This is a genomic window from Pseudomonas sp. 28 E 9 (assembly GCF_900004785.1).
Taxonomy (GTDB): domain Bacteria; phylum Pseudomonadota; class Gammaproteobacteria; order Pseudomonadales; family Pseudomonadaceae; genus Aquipseudomonas; species Aquipseudomonas orientalis_A.
On sequence record NZ_CVTK01000041.1, the window covers coordinates 1 to 15803 of the forward strand.

Annotated in this window: 17 protein-coding genes; 9 read left to right on the forward strand and 8 right to left on the reverse strand. The window is 58.7% G+C overall.

The window, feature by feature from the left end; all coding sequences use genetic code 11:
* Nucleotides 1-169: 169 nt before the first annotated feature.
* From BFQ00_RS09975 to BFQ00_RS09985, 3 genes are all read right to left on the reverse strand, one after another.
* Nucleotides 170-601: an acyl-CoA thioesterase gene (locus tag BFQ00_RS09975; protein ID WP_065896571.1), complete on the reverse strand. Its 432-nt coding sequence runs from the start codon at nt 599-601 to the stop codon at nt 170-172.
* Between the two features lie 23 nt (nt 602-624).
* Complete coding sequence (locus BFQ00_RS09980; protein WP_065933405.1) at nt 625-2562, reverse strand: RecQ family ATP-dependent DNA helicase; 1938 nt, start codon at nt 2560-2562, stop codon at nt 625-627.
* A gap of 284 nt (nt 2563-2846) precedes the next feature.
* Complete coding sequence (locus BFQ00_RS09985; protein WP_065933406.1) at nt 2847-4022, reverse strand: tetratricopeptide repeat protein; 1176 nt, start codon at nt 4020-4022, stop codon at nt 2847-2849.
* Nucleotides 4023-4198: 176 nt separating this feature from the next.
* Here BFQ00_RS09985 and BFQ00_RS27925 point away from each other — a divergent pair, with 176 nt between their 5' ends.
* From BFQ00_RS27925 to BFQ00_RS29990, 5 genes are all read left to right on the forward strand, one after another.
* Nucleotides 4199-4369, forward strand: a complete 171-nt coding sequence (locus tag BFQ00_RS27925; protein WP_003236014.1) for a YhfG family protein — start codon at nt 4199-4201, stop codon at nt 4367-4369.
* Nucleotides 4369-4968 carry a putative adenosine monophosphate-protein transferase Fic gene (locus BFQ00_RS09990; protein WP_065933407.1) on the forward strand — a complete coding sequence of 200 codons (600 nt, stop codon included), beginning with the start codon at nt 4369-4371 and terminating at the stop codon, nt 4966-4968. Before BFQ00_RS27925 ends, BFQ00_RS09990 begins: the two co-directional genes overlap by 1 nt.
* Before the next feature lie 299 nt (nt 4969-5267).
* Nucleotides 5268-5564: a hypothetical protein gene (locus BFQ00_RS09995; protein ID WP_065933408.1), complete on the forward strand. Its 297-nt coding sequence runs from the start codon at nt 5268-5270 to the stop codon at nt 5562-5564.
* A gap of 291 nt (nt 5565-5855) precedes the next feature.
* On the forward strand, nt 5856-6338 hold the full coding sequence (locus tag BFQ00_RS10000; RefSeq protein WP_065933409.1) for a hypothetical protein: 483 nt from the start codon (nt 5856-5858) through the stop codon (nt 6336-6338).
* Between the two features lie 4 nt (nt 6339-6342).
* Nucleotides 6343-6975: a DUF1493 family protein gene (locus BFQ00_RS29990; protein WP_242527076.1), complete on the forward strand. Its 633-nt coding sequence runs from the start codon at nt 6343-6345 to the stop codon at nt 6973-6975.
* 126 nt (nt 6976-7101) lie between these two features.
* On the opposite strand, the gene BFQ00_RS10010 is transcribed toward BFQ00_RS29990, so the two are convergent.
* Nucleotides 7102-8643, reverse strand: a complete 1542-nt coding sequence (locus BFQ00_RS10010) for a phosphoenolpyruvate carboxykinase (RefSeq protein WP_065933411.1) — start codon at nt 8641-8643, stop codon at nt 7102-7104.
* A gap of 179 nt (nt 8644-8822) precedes the next feature.
* The gene (gene hslO / locus BFQ00_RS10015; protein ID WP_065884633.1) at nt 8823-9725 is read right to left on the reverse strand and encodes an Hsp33 family molecular chaperone HslO; all 903 of its coding nucleotides are present in this window, start codon (nt 9723-9725) and stop codon (nt 8823-8825) included.
* Nucleotides 9726-9846: 121 nt separating this feature from the next.
* Here hslO and BFQ00_RS10020 point away from each other — a divergent pair, with 121 nt between their 5' ends.
* On the forward strand, nt 9847-10650 hold the full coding sequence (locus tag BFQ00_RS10020; protein ID WP_065933412.1) for a phosphatase PAP2 family protein: 804 nt from the start codon (nt 9847-9849) through the stop codon (nt 10648-10650).
* Between the two features lie 136 nt (nt 10651-10786).
* Here BFQ00_RS10020 and BFQ00_RS10025 read toward each other — a convergent pair whose 3' ends face one another.
* Nucleotides 10787-11194 carry an RNA-binding S4 domain-containing protein gene (locus BFQ00_RS10025; RefSeq protein WP_065933413.1) on the reverse strand — a complete coding sequence of 136 codons (408 nt, stop codon included), beginning with the start codon at nt 11192-11194 and terminating at the stop codon, nt 10787-10789.
* Between the two features lie 116 nt (nt 11195-11310).
* Here BFQ00_RS10025 and BFQ00_RS10030 point away from each other — a divergent pair, with 116 nt between their 5' ends.
* Genes BFQ00_RS10030 through rimK form a run of 3 tightly spaced genes read left to right on the forward strand, consistent with a single transcriptional unit; the run spans nt 11311 to nt 13487 of the window.
* On the forward strand, nt 11311-12090 hold the full coding sequence (locus tag BFQ00_RS10030; RefSeq protein ID WP_065884636.1) for a S6 modification regulatory phosphodiesterase RimA: 780 nt from the start codon (nt 11311-11313) through the stop codon (nt 12088-12090).
* 45 nt (nt 12091-12135) lie between these two features.
* Complete coding sequence (locus BFQ00_RS10035; protein ID WP_170827547.1) at nt 12136-12585, forward strand: retropepsin-like aspartic endopeptidase RimB; 450 nt, start codon at nt 12136-12138, stop codon at nt 12583-12585.
* Nucleotides 12582-13487, forward strand: coding sequence for a 30S ribosomal protein S6--L-glutamate ligase (gene rimK / locus BFQ00_RS10040; RefSeq protein WP_003171022.1), 906 nt, complete (start codon nt 12582-12584; stop codon nt 13485-13487). Before BFQ00_RS10035 ends, rimK begins: the two co-directional genes overlap by 4 nt.
* Nucleotides 13488-13626: 139 nt before the next feature.
* Here rimK and BFQ00_RS10045 read toward each other — a convergent pair whose 3' ends face one another.
* Together BFQ00_RS10045 and ompR are read right to left on the reverse strand one after the other, a co-directional pair.
* A complete protein-coding gene (locus BFQ00_RS10045; protein ID WP_065884638.1) occupies nt 13627-14940 on the reverse strand; it encodes an ATP-binding protein in 1314 nt (437 codons plus the stop codon).
* 116 nt (nt 14941-15056) lie between these two features.
* The gene (ompR, locus tag BFQ00_RS10050) at nt 15057-15797 is read right to left on the reverse strand and encodes an osmolarity response regulator transcription factor OmpR (RefSeq protein WP_065884639.1); all 741 of its coding nucleotides are present in this window, start codon (nt 15795-15797) and stop codon (nt 15057-15059) included.
* Between the last annotated feature and the right edge of the window lie 6 nt (nt 15798-15803).

Genomic DNA, 15803 nt, shown 5'->3' on the forward strand with positions numbered 1-15803 from the left:
CCGCCGTTATCGTGGCCGTGACGACCGTCGCTACTATCGCGATGATCACCCAGGCCGCGGTCATGCCTATGGGCACCGCAAGAACAAGCACAAGCGCCATCATCGCTATGATGACTAAGGCCTGACGAAAATCCCATGTGGGAGGGGGCAAGCCCCCTCCCACATTTGGTCAGCCTACCAACCGCTGCAACGCCTCGCGCAATAGCCCCGGAATCGCCACCGGCTGGTTCGACGCTCTATCGACAAACACATGCACAAAGCGCCCCGCCGCGCAGGCCTCTTCCTCACCGGCCTTGAACACCGCCAGCTCATACTGCACCGAACTGTTGCCCAACTTGCCCACCCGCAAGCCGATTTCGATGCGCTCGGGAAAAGCGATCGACGCAAAATAATCACACGCCGAACTCACCACAAACCCAACCACTTCACCGTCATGAATATCCAAACCGCCCTGTTCGATCAGGTAGGTATTCACTGCCGTGTCGAAGAAGCTGTAGTAGGTCACATTGTTCACATGGCCATACACATCGTTATCGTGCCAGCGCGTGATGATCGGCTGAAAGTGGGGGTAGTCGGCACGTTGTGGCACTGAGTCAGGCATGGGCACCTCGGGCGAAAGTGGGTTTACAACTCATTCAAATGGGCCTCGGCCCATTCGCGTACATCGGCGTAGGGGTAGTCCTCCAGTGCGGCGAAACCGGGAATGCCCCGCGCTTTCAACTTGGTGAACAACGGCACGCTGATCCCGCCCAGAAAGCGCGTCAGCCGTTCCGCACCCGGTAACTGGCCGGTGTGCTCATGATGCCTGTGGATAAAATCACCGCACAGCCCCATGAAGTTTTTATCCACAAGCGGCGGCAAGCTCGGCGGCGCCGGCAAGTGCGCGACATGTCCGTGGCACACCGAGCAGTGCCCGCAACGCTGCGGTGCGTTTTCATCGCCAAAATACAGCGCCAGGCGTTGCCCAAGGCAGCGCTCGGTGGCGAATAGATCGAGCATGGCATGAATCCGCGCCACCTCCGTCGTCTCATGGCGCTTGAAGCCTGTGTATAACTCGTTGCTCAGCACCTGCGCATCGAAATCGGTGTTGAGCAGGCTGTAGACCTCGGTCATCTGCTTGCTTTCCAGCTCGATCAGGCCCTGCTCCTGGAAGTAATCCAGCGCCTTCACCACACGGCTGCGCTCGGCATTGTGTTGCTGATACAGCGCGTCGAAATCCACCGTTGCCCAGGTTTTTGCGCGTTTGCACACCTGGATGATCGCCGCGACAAATTGCTGCCGCTCGCCGGAGAAACGTGCGAGCAAGGCCTCGGGCTCGATCAGGTACTTGAAACGGTATTCGGCATAAAACGCGTAGCGCGGCGCGATCACGCCCTTGAGCTCCAACTGCACCAGCAGGGTCTTCAACGGCAACTCGCGAATATTGCTGTGGTCCGACAACGACCTCAGCAAAAACTCCCACTGGCCCTCGCCCCGCGCGGCCTGCAATTCTTCCAGCACCCGACGGATACCCTCCTGCTCCGGCGTATCGCCGTACACGAAGTTCTCCAGCACATTGAGGCTGTCGCGGTTGGCCAGCACCAGGCAGTCGGAGGGCCGGCCATCACGACCGGCGCGGCCGATTTCCTGGCTGTAGTTCTCGATGGATTTTGGCAGGTCGAAGTGCACCACGTTACGGATGTCACTTTTGTCGATGCCCATGCCAAACGCGATGGTGGCGACGATGCAGTTGGAGCGCCCGCCCATGAAACGCTGCTGGATGCCCTCGCGTTTATCGTGGGGCAACCCGGCGTGATACGCCTCGGCCTGGATGCCGTTGCGGTTCAGGTGCTCGGCAATCTGCTCGGCGGTTTTCTGCAGGGTGACGTAGACGATGCTGGGCTGGTCGGCCCGCTCGTTCATCCATTGCACAAGGCGACGGCGCTTGTCCGCGCCGCTCACCGGCTCCACCAGCAAGTTGAGGTTGGGCCGGTAGAAGCCGGTGGTAATCACGTCCTGCGGCGCAATCGCAAACTTGCCCTGCATATCGGCGATCACGCTGGGTGTGGCGGTGGCCGTCAGCAGCAGCGCTTGCGGGATCTTGAACTGGCGCTGGTAGTCCGGCAGCTTCAGATAGTCCGGACGAAAGTTGTGGCCCCATTCGGAAATGCAGTGCGCCTCATCCACCACCAGCAAGGAAATCTGCACGCTTTGCAGGAAGTTTCGAAACCGCTCGTTCTTCAAACGCTCCACGGAAATCATCAGGATTTTCAGCTCGCCCGAACGTGCACGGGCCATCACATCGTTGGCATCATCGCGGCTCTGGGCCGAATCGATACTGCCCGCTGAAATGCCGTGGCGCTTGAGGAAACCCAACTGGTCCTGCATCAACGCCAACAGCGGCGACACCACCAGCGTCAGGTGCGGCAGCAGTACGGCTGAAAGTTGATAACACAGCGACTTGCCAGACCCGGTCGGGAAAATCGCAGCCGCCGAGCGACCGGCCAATACGGCGCTGACCGCTTCTTCCTGGCCCGGACGAAACTGCGGATAACCAAAGACCTGCTGGAGGGTGTCGTGCATAGGCTGTCACTCCATTGACCGTTGAACGTGGCTTAAAAACGTAGCCCAGTAAGTTCAGCGAATCGAGAAAGGTCGCATGGAAAAAAGAGACAGGATGATACACAGGCTGGGAGATGGCCCAGGGCCGAAGTAGGAATATTCCAAAGTAATAGCAGGAAAACACAGATCCAAATGTGGGAGCGGGCTTGCTCGCGAAGGCGGTGATCAGTCAGCATATTTGATACTGACGGACCGCATTCGCGAGCAGGCCCGCTCCCACAGTTTAGAGCTTCACTCAGGCAGGATCAGCGATTCTGCACCCGCTCGATCGCCGTGTCGTACACCGGATTGGCTTTCTGTTCCTTGGCCAACTGGTAGTGACGCAACGCATCGGCAAACTGCCCTGCCGCTTCGTAGATCCGTGCAATGTTGTAGTAGGCACCCGCGCGTACGGTTGCCGCATTGGCACCCGTCGCCAGGGCAATGGCCTTGCGGTTGGCCCAGATCGACTCCGCGGTATTGCCTGCCTTCTGATATGCCAGGCCCAGATTGCCGTAGGCCTTGCCGAAGCCATTGTCCAACTCGATGGCCTGGCGGAACAGGTCGATGGCCTGGTCAAGGTTCCCGGCCTGATAGGCCGCTTCGCCTTGAACGTTCAGACGCTTGGCATCGGTTTGGGCCGAAGAGCTGACCGCGACAGCCGCCACCGCAACACTGTCATCCAGTAACGGTTTGACTTCATTGAGCACATTCGCAGCATCCACCATCACGCCGTTGAAGGTGTTGATGTCCTGGAAGTCGCCGCTGCCGGTCATGCGAAACACGGTCCACAGGTTACCGCTGCGGTTTTTCGGCACGTAGTAGGTGCGCACCAGGGATTGGCCCATGTACACAAACACCTTGGCTTCACTGTTGGACAACTGGCGCGAACCTGGATTGCCGCCGTTGCTGTAGTCATGCACGGCGTAAACGTAGCTTTCGCCGTAGTGCTTCTTCTGCAGGGTGATGGTTTCCGGGCCGTAGCTGTCGGTGTCGTCCACGTCCAGCTCGGCGTCGGTGCCAGTCTTGTTCTCGAAGTAGATATTGTTGCCGGGGAAGATCATATGGGAGTCGAGATCGTCCGGCGTCTGGCCCCAGGTCAGCACCACGCGCAGACCATCGAGGTTTTCCATGACCGGGCTGACGGCATAGGTCATGCCCTTGCACGGGCATTTCACCACCAGGTTGGAGTAGCCCGGTTTCTTGATGATCAATAGATTGCTGGCGTCGTCAGCCGCCTCGCTGGTCAGCGTCACCTGCCCCTGGGCGTTGGTGCGGCCTACAACGTTCTGCGCACCGTTGCGTTGCAACAGCACCTCGGCATCGGCGATCTTCTGGTCCTTGACCACCGCGCTGAGCACCTCGATCGGCAACTGCTCGGCCTGGATCGAAAAAACCACCGCACACAATGACACCGCCGAAGCGACACGAAGCAAACCCATGCTTAACTCCCTTTAAGTAACGGGCGGAATCGCCCTACAAGATTTTGCGGTGAAACATACGCTGAATTCAGCGCGCTGGCGGATTTTTTATAAGGAATGTGACGTGGTTTTTATCCTGCCTTTCCCTTGATGCATTGCGCTACAATCAAAGCCTTGCTAACCAGGAGTACGCTGCAATGAGCGAACTGACTTTTGAGCAAAAACAGGATCACTATCACAAGATCCGCCGTTCCAATTACCTGGCCAGCCTGCGCCTGGAAGGGTTCGACACCCAACCGGCCGACGTCGACAAACCCTTGCCGACCCGCGAAGCCGTGCTTGCCAAGTACCGCAATACCCCGCGCTGATGCTCGACAAATACGGGGTGGGCCAGGACCCATACTGCTACCCCGGTAGCAGCGTCCTGTGCAACCGCCTCGATTTGCTTGACGAAACCAGCCTGCACGAGGCGGAGCGGGAATTATCTGAAATCGCCGCAGGTAATCTCGCCCTCTTCCCGCCGCCTTATGACCTCAACCGCTTGCAACACATCCACCGCATCCTGTTCGGCGACATTTACGACTGGGCCGGCGAACTGCGCAGCGTCAACCTCCAGAAAGGTGACACCCTTTTCTGTACCCCAGAACGCATCCTGCCGGAAGCTGCGAAGATCATTCGGCGTATGGAGGAAGCAAACTGGTTTATCGCCATTAGCCAGGCCGAACTGGTAAAGCAGGTTGCCGAGGCTTACGGCGACCTCAACGTCATTCACCCCTTCCGCGAAGGCAACGGCAGAGCGCAACGGATTTTGTTTGAACAAATCATCGTAAATGCCGGATTTTCGGTGAACTGGTGGCTGGTGAAACACGCGTCGTGGGTACCCGCGAATATTGATGCGGTGGCGTGTGATTATCGGGGGTTGGAGGCGATTTTTGAGCGGTGTATCAGCAAGCCTGTCAGTGGGTGATTGCATCACGAACGATTAAACCATCTGTTTATTGCCCAATAACACACTCACTTCTAAGGTTCGTTCCGTCGCTGCCAAATCAGCGACCGGGTTTGGTCACCCAGAAAACAGCACACATAAGTGCCATTGTCTGCTCTGCGTACGTCTATCGTCTCGTATTGCAGTGCTATGGCGGCTGTGTGGGGGACGTCTTCGGACGTGCCGGTGCTGTTTCCGGTTGGCCAACCCGCGCACAGTCCGCCACCCACCGTTTGGCCACGGTGATGTCGGTTACCTAACAGCAAACCGAGTACCTCCAAATGCAAACACCTGAAACGATGGAGCGCTATCGTCAGCTACGCACCAACTTCACCGACACCCACCCACTTCTCATCGACACCGAAGCCAACGCCGAAGACATCCAGTCCGCCGCCCATCAACGCATCCGCGCAGCCACGGACTTGCTCGAAACTTTCTCCTGCCTGACCTTCGAACACGCCGACCTCAAAGACATTTCCCACATTATCAATGCCCTGTACCTGCTCGTTCAGGACGGCTGTGATTTGCTGGAAGCCGCGCAACACGTACAACTGCAACCTGAACAAGCGCAAATCTAAGCAACGCCCTATGTAGGGGCGAGCTTGCTCGCGAAAATCGTCAACGATGACGCGGTAAATCAGAAAGAACGCGGCGTCCTTGAGTTTTTCGCGAGCAAGCTCGCTCATACAATTGAGCAGTTTCGCCTGTTAAATCACTGCCAAGCCATAAATGCCGGAGTCCACTGTAGGAAACCACCAAACGTTGCGCCATCCCTTTCCCAAACTGCTTCAAATACCCGCCCAACCCTCTATAGAAGTTACGCGTAGCTGAATGAAAATAGCGCGGTCTCAACTGCTCGGCAGAACCCCGTGAACATCGAAAGGACTCAACACATTGGCCACTATGGCGTCATCTTCACAGTGATTCGCTTCACTGTTTTACCTGAAAATCGCCACGCCTTGGTCGACCTATGCCCGCTGGAAGCAGGAGACTCCGCAAACGAGGTACGCAATCACCTCAGGGATCTTTACGAAAAAATGCTTGCCCGTGACTTGCCCTGCAAAATAACAGTCGCGATTTCAAAGCCGCTGAGTCGACAGCAGGCAGACTTGCTTAACACACGAGGGGAAATCCTTGCAGGGTTGATAGGCAGCGCTTTGGCAGCGCCTGTCAGCTTGGTATCTCGACCCATCGGAGGCATCGTAGGGACGACCGCCAGCCTGATAGTCAAAGGGATCATTCGCAGCTATCACGCCGGCGATGTCATTATCGGTCTCGACGCGCAGGTCAACGGCGGTATCGGCCCTCAGCGATCACTGTCGGCCATGGTCCGACAGTTTCAGGGTGGCTAATACGATGACCGATTACACCCAGTGGATCAATCTGCTGTTCCTCCTTGTACTCGCTGCAATAATTGAGAGGACAATAAAGCTGTCAGTACTCAGAAAATGGCTTGGACTTTGCCTTCTTATAACGGGACCAGCGCTTCTGTTCCATGCCACCCATTGGATCAAAGAAACGCACCTGGAAAGCCTGCCGATAGTTGCCCTTGTGACAGGAATCGGGTTATTGAGCACCCAGAATCTTTATTGCAAAGCACAAAACACTCACCCTTTATTCATAGCCGCAACCATGAACCTCGCCCCCGACTTCCCCGAAGACCCCGTCATGCAGCAGCTCCTGCAATTGCTGCACGAAGAAATTGGCCTGCCGAAGCACAGGACCATCCGCCTGCAAACCTCACTCAACTTCGACCTGGGCTGTGATGGCAATGAGGCCAAGCAACTGATGGAAACGCTGGAACAGGAATTCGCGCTCGACCTGGGCGATTTCGACACTTATCGTTACTTCAATCCGCCGGTGTTTGATGTATTTCTCAAACGTCGGGCCAAGGGCCGTGGCGAAAAAGTGCCGCTGACGATCAACATGCTCTACCTCGCGATCAAGACCCACAGCTGGAATACGCAAACGCTGGAAAACCTGAGCTGACCTGAAGTACACCGAGAATCAAGCCCCCTCCCACATGGGATCTGCGCAAATCCGGCGAGTGGGATACAACCTGTCGCGCACAAAAAAGCCGCCCACGAGGGGCGGCTTTTTCACAACTTACGAACCTTACAACTTAGGCCCAGCAGCCTTGATCGCATCACTCACGTCAAACTTCTTGAAGTTCTCGACGAACAACCCGGCCAGCGCCTTCGCCGCTTCATCGTAGGCAGCCTGGTCAGCCCAAGTGTTACGCGGGTTCAACAGGCCAGTCTCAACGCCTGGCACAGCCAACGGCACGTCGAGGTTGATGGTGTCGAGGTGCTCAGTCTCGGCACCGATCAACGCGCCACTCTGGATCGCTGCGATCACGCCGCGAGTGGTCGGGATGTTGAAGCGTTTGCCGACACCGTAGCCGCCGCCGGTCCAGCCGGTGTTGACCAGGTAGACCTTGGAGCCGAAGCCGCGGATGCGCTTGATCAACAGCTCAGCGTATTCACCGGCCGGGCGTGGGAAGAACGGTGCGCCGAAGCAGGTGGAGAAGGTCGACTTGATGCCGCTGCCCGAACCCATTTCGGTCGAGCCCACCAATGCGGTGTAGCCGGACAGGAAGTGGTAGGCCGCTTGTTCTTCGCTGAGGATCGACACGGGCGGCAATACGCCGGTCAGGTCGCAGGTCAGGAAGATCACCGCGTTGGGCTCGCCGCCCAGGTTCTTCTCGGAACGCTTGGCAACGTGCTCCAGCGGGTAGGCGGCGCGGCTGTTCTGGGTCAGGCTGACATTGGTGTAGTCAGCATGCCCGGCCTCGTCGATAACGACGTTTTCCAGCACGGCGCCGTGCTTGATGGCCTTCCAGATAACCGGCTCGTTCTTCTCGGACAGGTCGATGCACTTGGCATAGCAACCGCCTTCGATGTTGAACACCACGCCTTCGCCCCAACCGTGTTCGTCGTCACCGATCAGGTAGCGGCTTTCGTCGGCGGACAGGGTGGTTTTACCGGTACCCGACAGGCCGAAGAACAGGGTCACGTCGCCTGCTTCGCCGATGTTGGCGGCGCAGTGCATCGGCAACACGTCGGAGGCCGGCAGCAGGAAGTTCTGCACCGAGAACATGGCTTTCTTCATTTCACCGGCGTAACGCATGCCGGCGATCAGCACTTTTTTCTGGGCAAAATTGAGGATCACGCAACCATCGGAGTTGGTGCCGTCACGCTCTGGCACGCACTCGAAGTTGGCCACGTTGAGCACTTGCCACTCGTCACGACCGGCCGGGTTGTACTGGGCCGGGTTGATGAACAGGCAACGACCGAACAGGTTCTGCCAGGCAGTCTGGGTGGTCATTTTCACGGCCAGGTAGTGGTCTTCGGAAGCCCCTACGTGAACGTGGGAAACAAAGTGTTCCTGCGCGTTGTTGAAGGCTTCTACGCGGTTCCACAGGGCATCGAACTTGTCGGCCGGGAACTTGCGGTTGATCGGGCCCCAGGCGATTGCGTCCTGGGTAGTAGGCTCTTCAACGATGAAGCGGTCGACCGGCGAACGGCCAGTGCGGTGACCCGTTTCTACGACCAGCGCGCCAGTATCGGCAAGCACGCCTTCACCGCGCTGCAGGGCTTCTTTGACCAGATCGTCAACACTCAGATCGGTGTATACGGCGTTATTGGCTTGCGTCATGAGGTTCCCCGTCGGCCTGTGGCCGAGTGCTCCAAACGTTTTGTAGTAGAAAGTTGCGCACTACTACCGCGAAAAAAGTGGGCCGGATTATGCCAGAAAAGCCCAAAAAGAGTAGGGCCCTCCCGTCAGAACGCCTCTAATCCGGCATTTGGCAGGTGATTTACCTGTGCTTAAACGTTTTAGTGACGGGTGTCGGAAGGGGTGTCGCTGCCTGCGCCGGCGAATAATTGAGCGACATCGGCGGCATCGAACAGATAACGCTCATTGCAGAACTGGCAGTCGATCTCGATATGACCACCGTGTTCCACCACCAGATTTTGCGCATCTTCCAGGCCAAGGCTGACCAGGGCATTGGCTGAACGCTCGCGCGAGCAGCTGCAATTGAAGCGCAGGGACTGCTCGTCGAACAGGCGCACCGCTTCTTCGTGGTACAGGCGGTGCAGGATGGTCTCGTTGTCCAGGCCCAGCAATTCTTCAGCAGTCAGGGTGCCGGCCAGGGCGGTCAGCTTGCGCCAGCTATCGGTGCGCTCATCCTCGTCCTTGATACGGTCAGCCGGCAATTGCTGCAACAACAGGCCGCGAGCGCGCTTGCCGTTGGCGTTGAGCCAGAACTTGGTGCCGACCTGCTGGGACATGACGAAATAGTTGGTAAAGCAGTCCGACAGGGTCTCGCCGTCCAGGTCAACGATGCCCTGGTAGCGCTGGCCCTCGGTGGGATCAACGGTGATGGCCAGCACGCCATCGGCCATCAGCTCGGAGAACGTGGCATCCGGGGTAATCCGGTCGACGTCATAGCGGGCCAGGCCACGAATTTCGCGCTCGCTGGAACACTCGATCATCAACATCGGGATCGGACCTTCGGAACGCGCCTGCAGGATCAGCAAGCCATCGAATTTCATCGTGCCCACCAGCAGCGCAGCCGCCGCCATCAACTCACCGAGCAATTGCGCGACCGGCTCCGGATACGCGTGTTTGGCAAGGACTTCGGCATAGCTGAGCTCCAGCGAGACCAACTCGCCGCGGGCGTCGTTCTCGTCAAAGATAAAGCGTTGGGTGAAGTCGGTATCCGGTAGATCAGTCATAGGTTTGGGTATCTGAAGTGATGACAAAATGATTACAACGTTTATAAAATTAAACGCTTTAGCACCACATTGGTGCGATTTCTCCTGAAACAAGGAGCTAAAGAGCGATGAGGGACAGTTTATGAACAATCCGGGTTTGTTCCAAGCGAACTGGAACCTCCGGCGATGGGCTCTTTGCAATCTAGTCGCTATCGGGCTGCTGTGTTTCTGGCTGTGGCCCACGGGCCAGATGCTGTGTGTGATTTTCGACGAGTGGCTGTTTCACCTGCTCAATGGTCCGCTGGCCAGCAACTCGACCTGGCTGCACGTGTGGGCCGTGGCGAGCCTGCGGCCCTTCGATGCGATCGTCGGGGTGATTCTGCTGGCAGTGCTGATTCGCGGCGACTGGGTGTTCAAGGTTATGCAGGTGCGCCAGGCGTTCTTTGGCTTCCTTGGTATTCTGCTGCTGTTGCTGTTTATCCGCATGCTGTTTTCCAAGCTCGCGGCGCACATGGGTTGGCAGCACAGCAGCCCGTCGATGGTGATCGACGGCGCGATTCAGATGAGTGATTTTTTCCCCGGGCTTGAGAAAACCTGGGAATTGAAAGACCGTTCGAGCCAGAGCTTTCCTGGCGATCATGCTTCGGTGTTGTTGATCTGGGCGATGTTCATGAGCGTGTTCGCCAAGCGCATCGGCCAGGTGCTGGTGATCTGGGGCCTGGCGCTGTTATTCATGATGCCGCGGCTCGTAGCGGGCGCGCATTGGGGACAGGACGATTATATCGGCGGGGTATTGCTGGCGCTGTTGGCCCTGGGCTGGGGGTATTACACGCCGTTTGCGGCGAAAGTGTCGGGGTTCCTGTTGCGGGTAACCGCGCCTATGTTCGGGCTGCTTGGCAAACTGCCGGTGATCGGGCGACTGAGCGTCATGCGCACAATCCCTTAACGGCGCGGGCTAACTGTGGGAGGGGGCTTGCCCCCGATAGCGGCAGGTCAGCTACATATAAGTTGACTGATTCACCGCCATCGGGGGCAAGCCCCCTCCCACATTTTTGATCTCCTGCGGCGTGGAGATTGTGCAATCAATCATCATTGCCGCTGCCGCGAAACTTGAACAGGTCGCGACGCTGCTTCTTGCTCGGCTTGCCGTCGGTGGTCAGGCCTGAGGCCCCCGCCTTGCGCATGGCTGCGGCATTTTCCCGCTTGGCGATACTGGCTTCGGTTTCCGCGTACAACGCCTGTGCTTCAGGCGCACCCCGGCGCACAATGGAGAGCGCTTGCACGACGACAGTCTTTTCATCAAACCCTGTACGAATCTGAAACTCATCGCCGACGCGCGGTTCCTTCCCCGGCTTGCAGCGCTCGCCGCGATGGTGCACCTTGCCGCTCTCGATGGCGGCCTTGGCCAGGGCACGGGTTTTGTAGAAACGCGCGGCCCACAGCCACTTGTCCAAACGGACCTTTTCTTCCTCTTCCTGCTTTTGAGCCACTTGAATTCCTCGCTCTGAAAAATGTCGCAACCTTACCGTTGAAACCCTTCGACGCATAAACCCCAAGGCTCACCTAAGATACGCCAGGTAGCACCCTGTTTTCGCGAGGATACGCCGTGACCGACTTTCCCCTTTCACTCACCTCGCCCAACCAGCGGTGCGTGGGTTGCCAGCAAAGCGAGCCGCTGGGGTTCGATTTTGCTTTCGCCTACCAGCCTATCGTAGACCTGCGTGACCGTTCGATATTTGCCCATGAAGCCTTGGTGCGCGGCACACAGGGTGAAGGCGCGTTATCGGTGCTGGCACATGTCAACGAAGCCAATCGCTATCGCTTCGACCAGCGCTGCCGCACCCAGGCAATTGCCGGCGCCGCTACCCTGGGCATGCAAACCTATCTTTCCATTAACTTCATGCCCAATGCGGTCTACCGTCCCGAACTGTGCATCCGCAGCACCCTCGACGCCGCCCGCGAGCACAATTTCCCGCTGGACCGCCTGATTTTCGAGACCCTGGAAAGCGAGCATGTAGATAACTATCGCCATTTGACGAATATTCTGCGTGAATACCGCCAATTCGGCTTCAAGACCGCCATCGATGATTTCGGCGCGGGCTATTCGGGGCTGAATCTGCTGGCCGATTTCCAACCTGACCTGATCAAGCTCGACATGGCGCTGATTCGCGATGTCGACCAGGACCGTGTCCGCCAGGTGATCGTCCGGGGGATTGTCACAATCTGTGAGCAGTTGGGGGTTACTGTCATCGCCGAAGGCATCGAAAGTGCCGGTGAGCGGGATTTCCTCTCCGACTGTGGAATATTTCTGATGCAAGGCTACTGGTTCGCCAGGCCCGCATTCAATGCCCTGGCCAAGGTTGCCCCTCAAGCCTGGACAAAATGACGGTACCCCCATTTGAAGACATTTGACCATTTGACCGTTGTGGGTCTGCGTGAGTGGGTGGCCCTTCCCGACCTGGGAGTGGCAGGCCTGCGCGCCAAGATCGACACCGGTGCCAGCACCTCAAGCCTGCACGCCACCGAGATCGAGCCGTTCGAACGCGACGGCGAGAAGTGGGTACGCTTTACCGCGCACCTGGGCAGCGTGGTGCAACTGCGTCACCGGCGCTGCGAAGCGCCCCTGGTAACGATGAAAACCATCAAGAGCTCCAACGGCCATGCGCAGGTGCGCTACGTGATCAGCACCACCCTGGCGCTGGGCGATCGGGTGTGGCGAGTGGAATTCACCCTGGCCTGCCGCAAGGCCATGCGTTATCGCCTGCTGCTGGGCTCCAAAGCGCTGATTGACGGCCAGTTGGTCGTCAGCCCGGCCGTAAAATACGTACAAGACAAGCCGGTGTTCCCGGTCTCCACTATCTCTGCCCCAGGTGCCGCATGAAGATTGCTGTGCTGTCGCGAAACCCGCGTCTGTATTCCACCCGCCGCCTGGTCGAGGCCGGCACCGAACGTGGCCATGAAATGGTGGTGATCGACACGTTGCGGGCCTATATGAACATTGCCAGCCACAAGCCGCAGATCCACTACCGTGGCAAACCGCTGGAAGGCTTTGATGCGGTGATCCCACGCATCGGCGCCTCGGTGACCTTCTATGGCTGCGCAGTGCTGCGCCAGTTTGAAATGATGGGCGTTTTTCCGCTCAACGAGTCCGTGGCCATCGCACGTTCGCGGGACAAGCTGCGCTCGCTGCAACTGCTGTCGCGCCGAGGTATCGGCCTGCCGGTGACCGGCTTCGCCCACTCCCCGGATGACATCCCCGACCTGATCGAAATGGTCAATGGCGCGCCCCTGGTGATCAAGGTGCTGGAGGGCACCCAGGGCATCGGCGTGGTGTTGTGCGAAACGGCAACGGCAGCGGAGTCAGTGATCGAGGCGTTCATGGGCCTCAAGCAGAACATCATGGTGCAGGAGTACATCAAGGAAGCCGGCGGTGCGGATATCCGCTGCTTCGTGGTGGGCGACAAGGTGATTGCCGCCATGAAACGCCAGGCCAAGCCGGGCGAATTCCGTTCCAACCTGCACCGTGGTGGCAGCGCCAGCCTGATCAAGATTACCCCGGAGGAGCGCATGACCGCATTGCGTGCGGCCAAGGTCATGGGGTTGGCCGTGGCAGGTGTGGATATCCTGCGCTCTAACCACGGCCCCCTGGTCATGGAGGTGAACTCATCGCCGGGCCTGGAAGGGATCGAGACCACCACCGGCAAGGATGTGGCGGGGATCATCATTCAGCATCTGGAAAAAAATGGCGGGCCGAACATGACTCGGACCAAGGGCAAGGGCTAAAAGCTCTGCCCCTGACACAACATCAAACCAAATGTGGGAGGGGGCTTGCCCCCGATAACGGTGTGTCAGTCCGCACATAGGTGACTGACAATCCGCAATCGGGAGCAAGCCCCCTCCCACATTTGATCCATGTCGTTTGTCAGACTGCGTCTCTGGGCAACATCAACCCAAGCGGCAAGCGCACCCGGGCTTCCAGCCCGCCCCCTTCACGGTTGCGCAACTCAACATTGCCGCCATGCATCGAAGCGATCCGCCGCACAATCGCCAACCCCAAACCGGTCCCCTTGCCGCCTCGGGCGCGGTCGCCACGGGTGAACGGGTTGAAGATGGCTTCCAGTTCAGCCGGGTCGATCCCCGTGCCGCGATCCATCACGCTCAGCACGACATAGGGCGCCGCGCTGTCACCCGACACGTACGCCGCCACCTCCACATCCGAACCGGCATGATGCAGGGCGTTGCCGATCAGGTTGTTCAACAGGCGCTTCATCGACACCCTGCGCAAGGCAAACGGCTGAATCGGCTCCAGGCGCATGCGCACCTGCTCACCGCTCTGGTTGTAGGGCGCGACCACTTCACGCACCAGATCGGTAAGGTCAACCTCCTCCACGACCTCATCACGCCCATCGCGGATGAACGCCAGGAACTGGTCAAGAATCGCGTCCATATCCTCGATGTCACGCACCATGTCATCGGTGAGGTCGGTATGGCTACCCATCAACTCCAGGGACAGGCGCAGGCGCGTCAAGGGTGTGCGCAAATCATGGGAGACCCCCGCCAGCATCAGCTCACGCTCGCGTCCGGCCTGTTCGACGTCTTCCGCCATCTGGTTGAACGCGCCGTACACCTCGGTCATTTCACTGGGGGTGTCGCTGACCGGCAGGCGCACGCTACGCCCCTGACCCAGTTGGCGAGCGGCAAATACCAGGCGCTTGAGCGGTTGATTGAGCTGGCGCACAAAGATCCATGCGGACGCGGTTGAAAGCAGGCCGATGGCGAGAAACCAGCCCAACACGTTCCAGATTTTTTGCCCGCGCAGCGGATGCGGATACAGCGGGACCTTGATCCAGGCATCGCCCAGACTGGGCGCCTTCACCCAGAGCGCAGGCGAAACATGCATGCGCAGCCGCACCTCGGTGTCGTCGCCCAGTTCCGCCTGCATCTGTCGCTGGTAGATCTCACTGTAGGGCCAGTGCTGCTCGCCCTCGGGCACGCCGGCACCATCGACCCGGATCAGTGATGAAGCCTTGGCTACCTTTTCACGGTTCTCGGGGTCTACGGCCCAGTAGGCACGCAGCGTCAAGGCGACGCCATGGCTGTACTGCCGATCCACCAGCACGTCCTCGTTCATCAACAGATAAACCAGTGTGAGTGCCTTGGAAAACAGAACGACGATGAGCACCAGCCAAAGGGTGCGGGAAAAGAAACTTTGCGGGAACCACAGCGGGGTTTTCATAGGAGACAGCTAGACACCTTGCAGGAACGAGCGGCGCTCGCAGAATTGCAGACACCGGACACCCCGTCGATCCTCATGGAATCAAACGCCGGATGCCCGTCCCTGCAAATCATCGGTCACTTGGTTGCGGTGCCATCCGGCACAAACACATAACCCACACCCCACACCGTCTGGATATACCGCGGCTTGGAAGGGTCCGGCTCGATCATCCGGCGCAGTCGGGAGATCTGCACGTCGATGGAGCGCTCCAGGGCGTCCCATTCGCGGCCACGGGCCAGGTTCATCAGCTTGTCGCGGGTCAGCGGCTGGCGAGCGTTCATCACCAGGGCCTTGAGCACCGCGAATTCGCCGGTGGTGAGCATGTGCACTTCGTCGCCACGCTTGAGCTCGCGGGTCGCCAGGGACAACTCGTAGTCGCCGAAGGTCACGCTTTCGTCTTCGCTGCCCGGCGCACCCGGTACCGGCGGTGCCTGGCGACGCAATACGGCCTTGACCCGCGCCATCAGCTCGTCAGGGTTGAACGGCTTGGCCAGGTAGTCGTCGGCGCCCAGTTCGAGGCCCCTGATGCGACTCAGCTCATCGCCCTTGGCAGTGAGCATGATGATCGGGATCTGGTTGTTCACGCCACGCAGACGCTTGCAGGCGGTCAGGCCGTCTTCGCCAGGCAACATCAGGTCGAGCACGACCAGATTGAATACTTCGCGCCCCAACAGACGGTCCATCTGCTCGGTGTTCGGCACCGCGCGCGCCCGGTAGCCCTTGGAGTTGAAAAAGCGCTCCAGCAGGCTGCTCAGCCCCGGATCGTCGTCAACGATGAGAATTTTTTCGCCTTCAGCAGTTTGTGCAGTGCTGCTCATTAGATG

Bases quoted from the DNA above. Each gene is read 5' to 3' on its own strand.
- BFQ00_RS09975 (WP_065896571.1), bottom strand. From the start codon at position 601: ATGCCTGACTCAGTGCCACAACGTGCCGACTACCCCCACTTTCAGCCG.
- BFQ00_RS09980 (WP_065933405.1), bottom strand. From the start codon at position 2,562: ATGCACGACACCCTCCAGCAGGTCTTTGGTTATCCGCAGTTTCGTCCG.
- BFQ00_RS09985 (WP_065933406.1), bottom strand. From the start codon at position 4,022: ATGGGTTTGCTTCGTGTCGCTTCGGCGGTGTCATTGTGTGCGGTGGTT.
- BFQ00_RS27925 (WP_003236014.1), top strand. From the start codon at position 4,199: ATGAGCGAACTGACTTTTGAGCAAAAACAGGATCACTATCACAAGATC.
- BFQ00_RS09990 (WP_065933407.1), top strand. From the start codon at position 4,369: ATGCTCGACAAATACGGGGTGGGCCAGGACCCATACTGCTACCCCGGT.
- BFQ00_RS09995 (WP_065933408.1), top strand. From the start codon at position 5,268: ATGCAAACACCTGAAACGATGGAGCGCTATCGTCAGCTACGCACCAAC.
- BFQ00_RS29990 (WP_242527076.1), top strand. From the start codon at position 6,343: ATGACCGATTACACCCAGTGGATCAATCTGCTGTTCCTCCTTGTACTC.
- BFQ00_RS10010 (WP_065933411.1), bottom strand. From the start codon at position 8,643: ATGACGCAAGCCAATAACGCCGTATACACCGATCTGAGTGTTGACGAT.
- hslO (WP_065884633.1), bottom strand. From the start codon at position 9,725: ATGACTGATCTACCGGATACCGACTTCACCCAACGCTTTATCTTTGAC.
- BFQ00_RS10020 (WP_065933412.1), top strand. From the start codon at position 9,847: ATGAACAATCCGGGTTTGTTCCAAGCGAACTGGAACCTCCGGCGATGG.
- rimK (WP_003171022.1), top strand. From the start codon at position 12,582: ATGAAGATTGCTGTGCTGTCGCGAAACCCGCGTCTGTATTCCACCCGC.
- BFQ00_RS10045 (WP_065884638.1), bottom strand. From the start codon at position 14,940: ATGAAAACCCCGCTGTGGTTCCCGCAAAGTTTCTTTTCCCGCACCCTT.
- ompR (WP_065884639.1), bottom strand. From the start codon at position 15,797: ATGAGCAGCACTGCACAAACTGCTGAAGGCGAAAAAATTCTCATCGTT.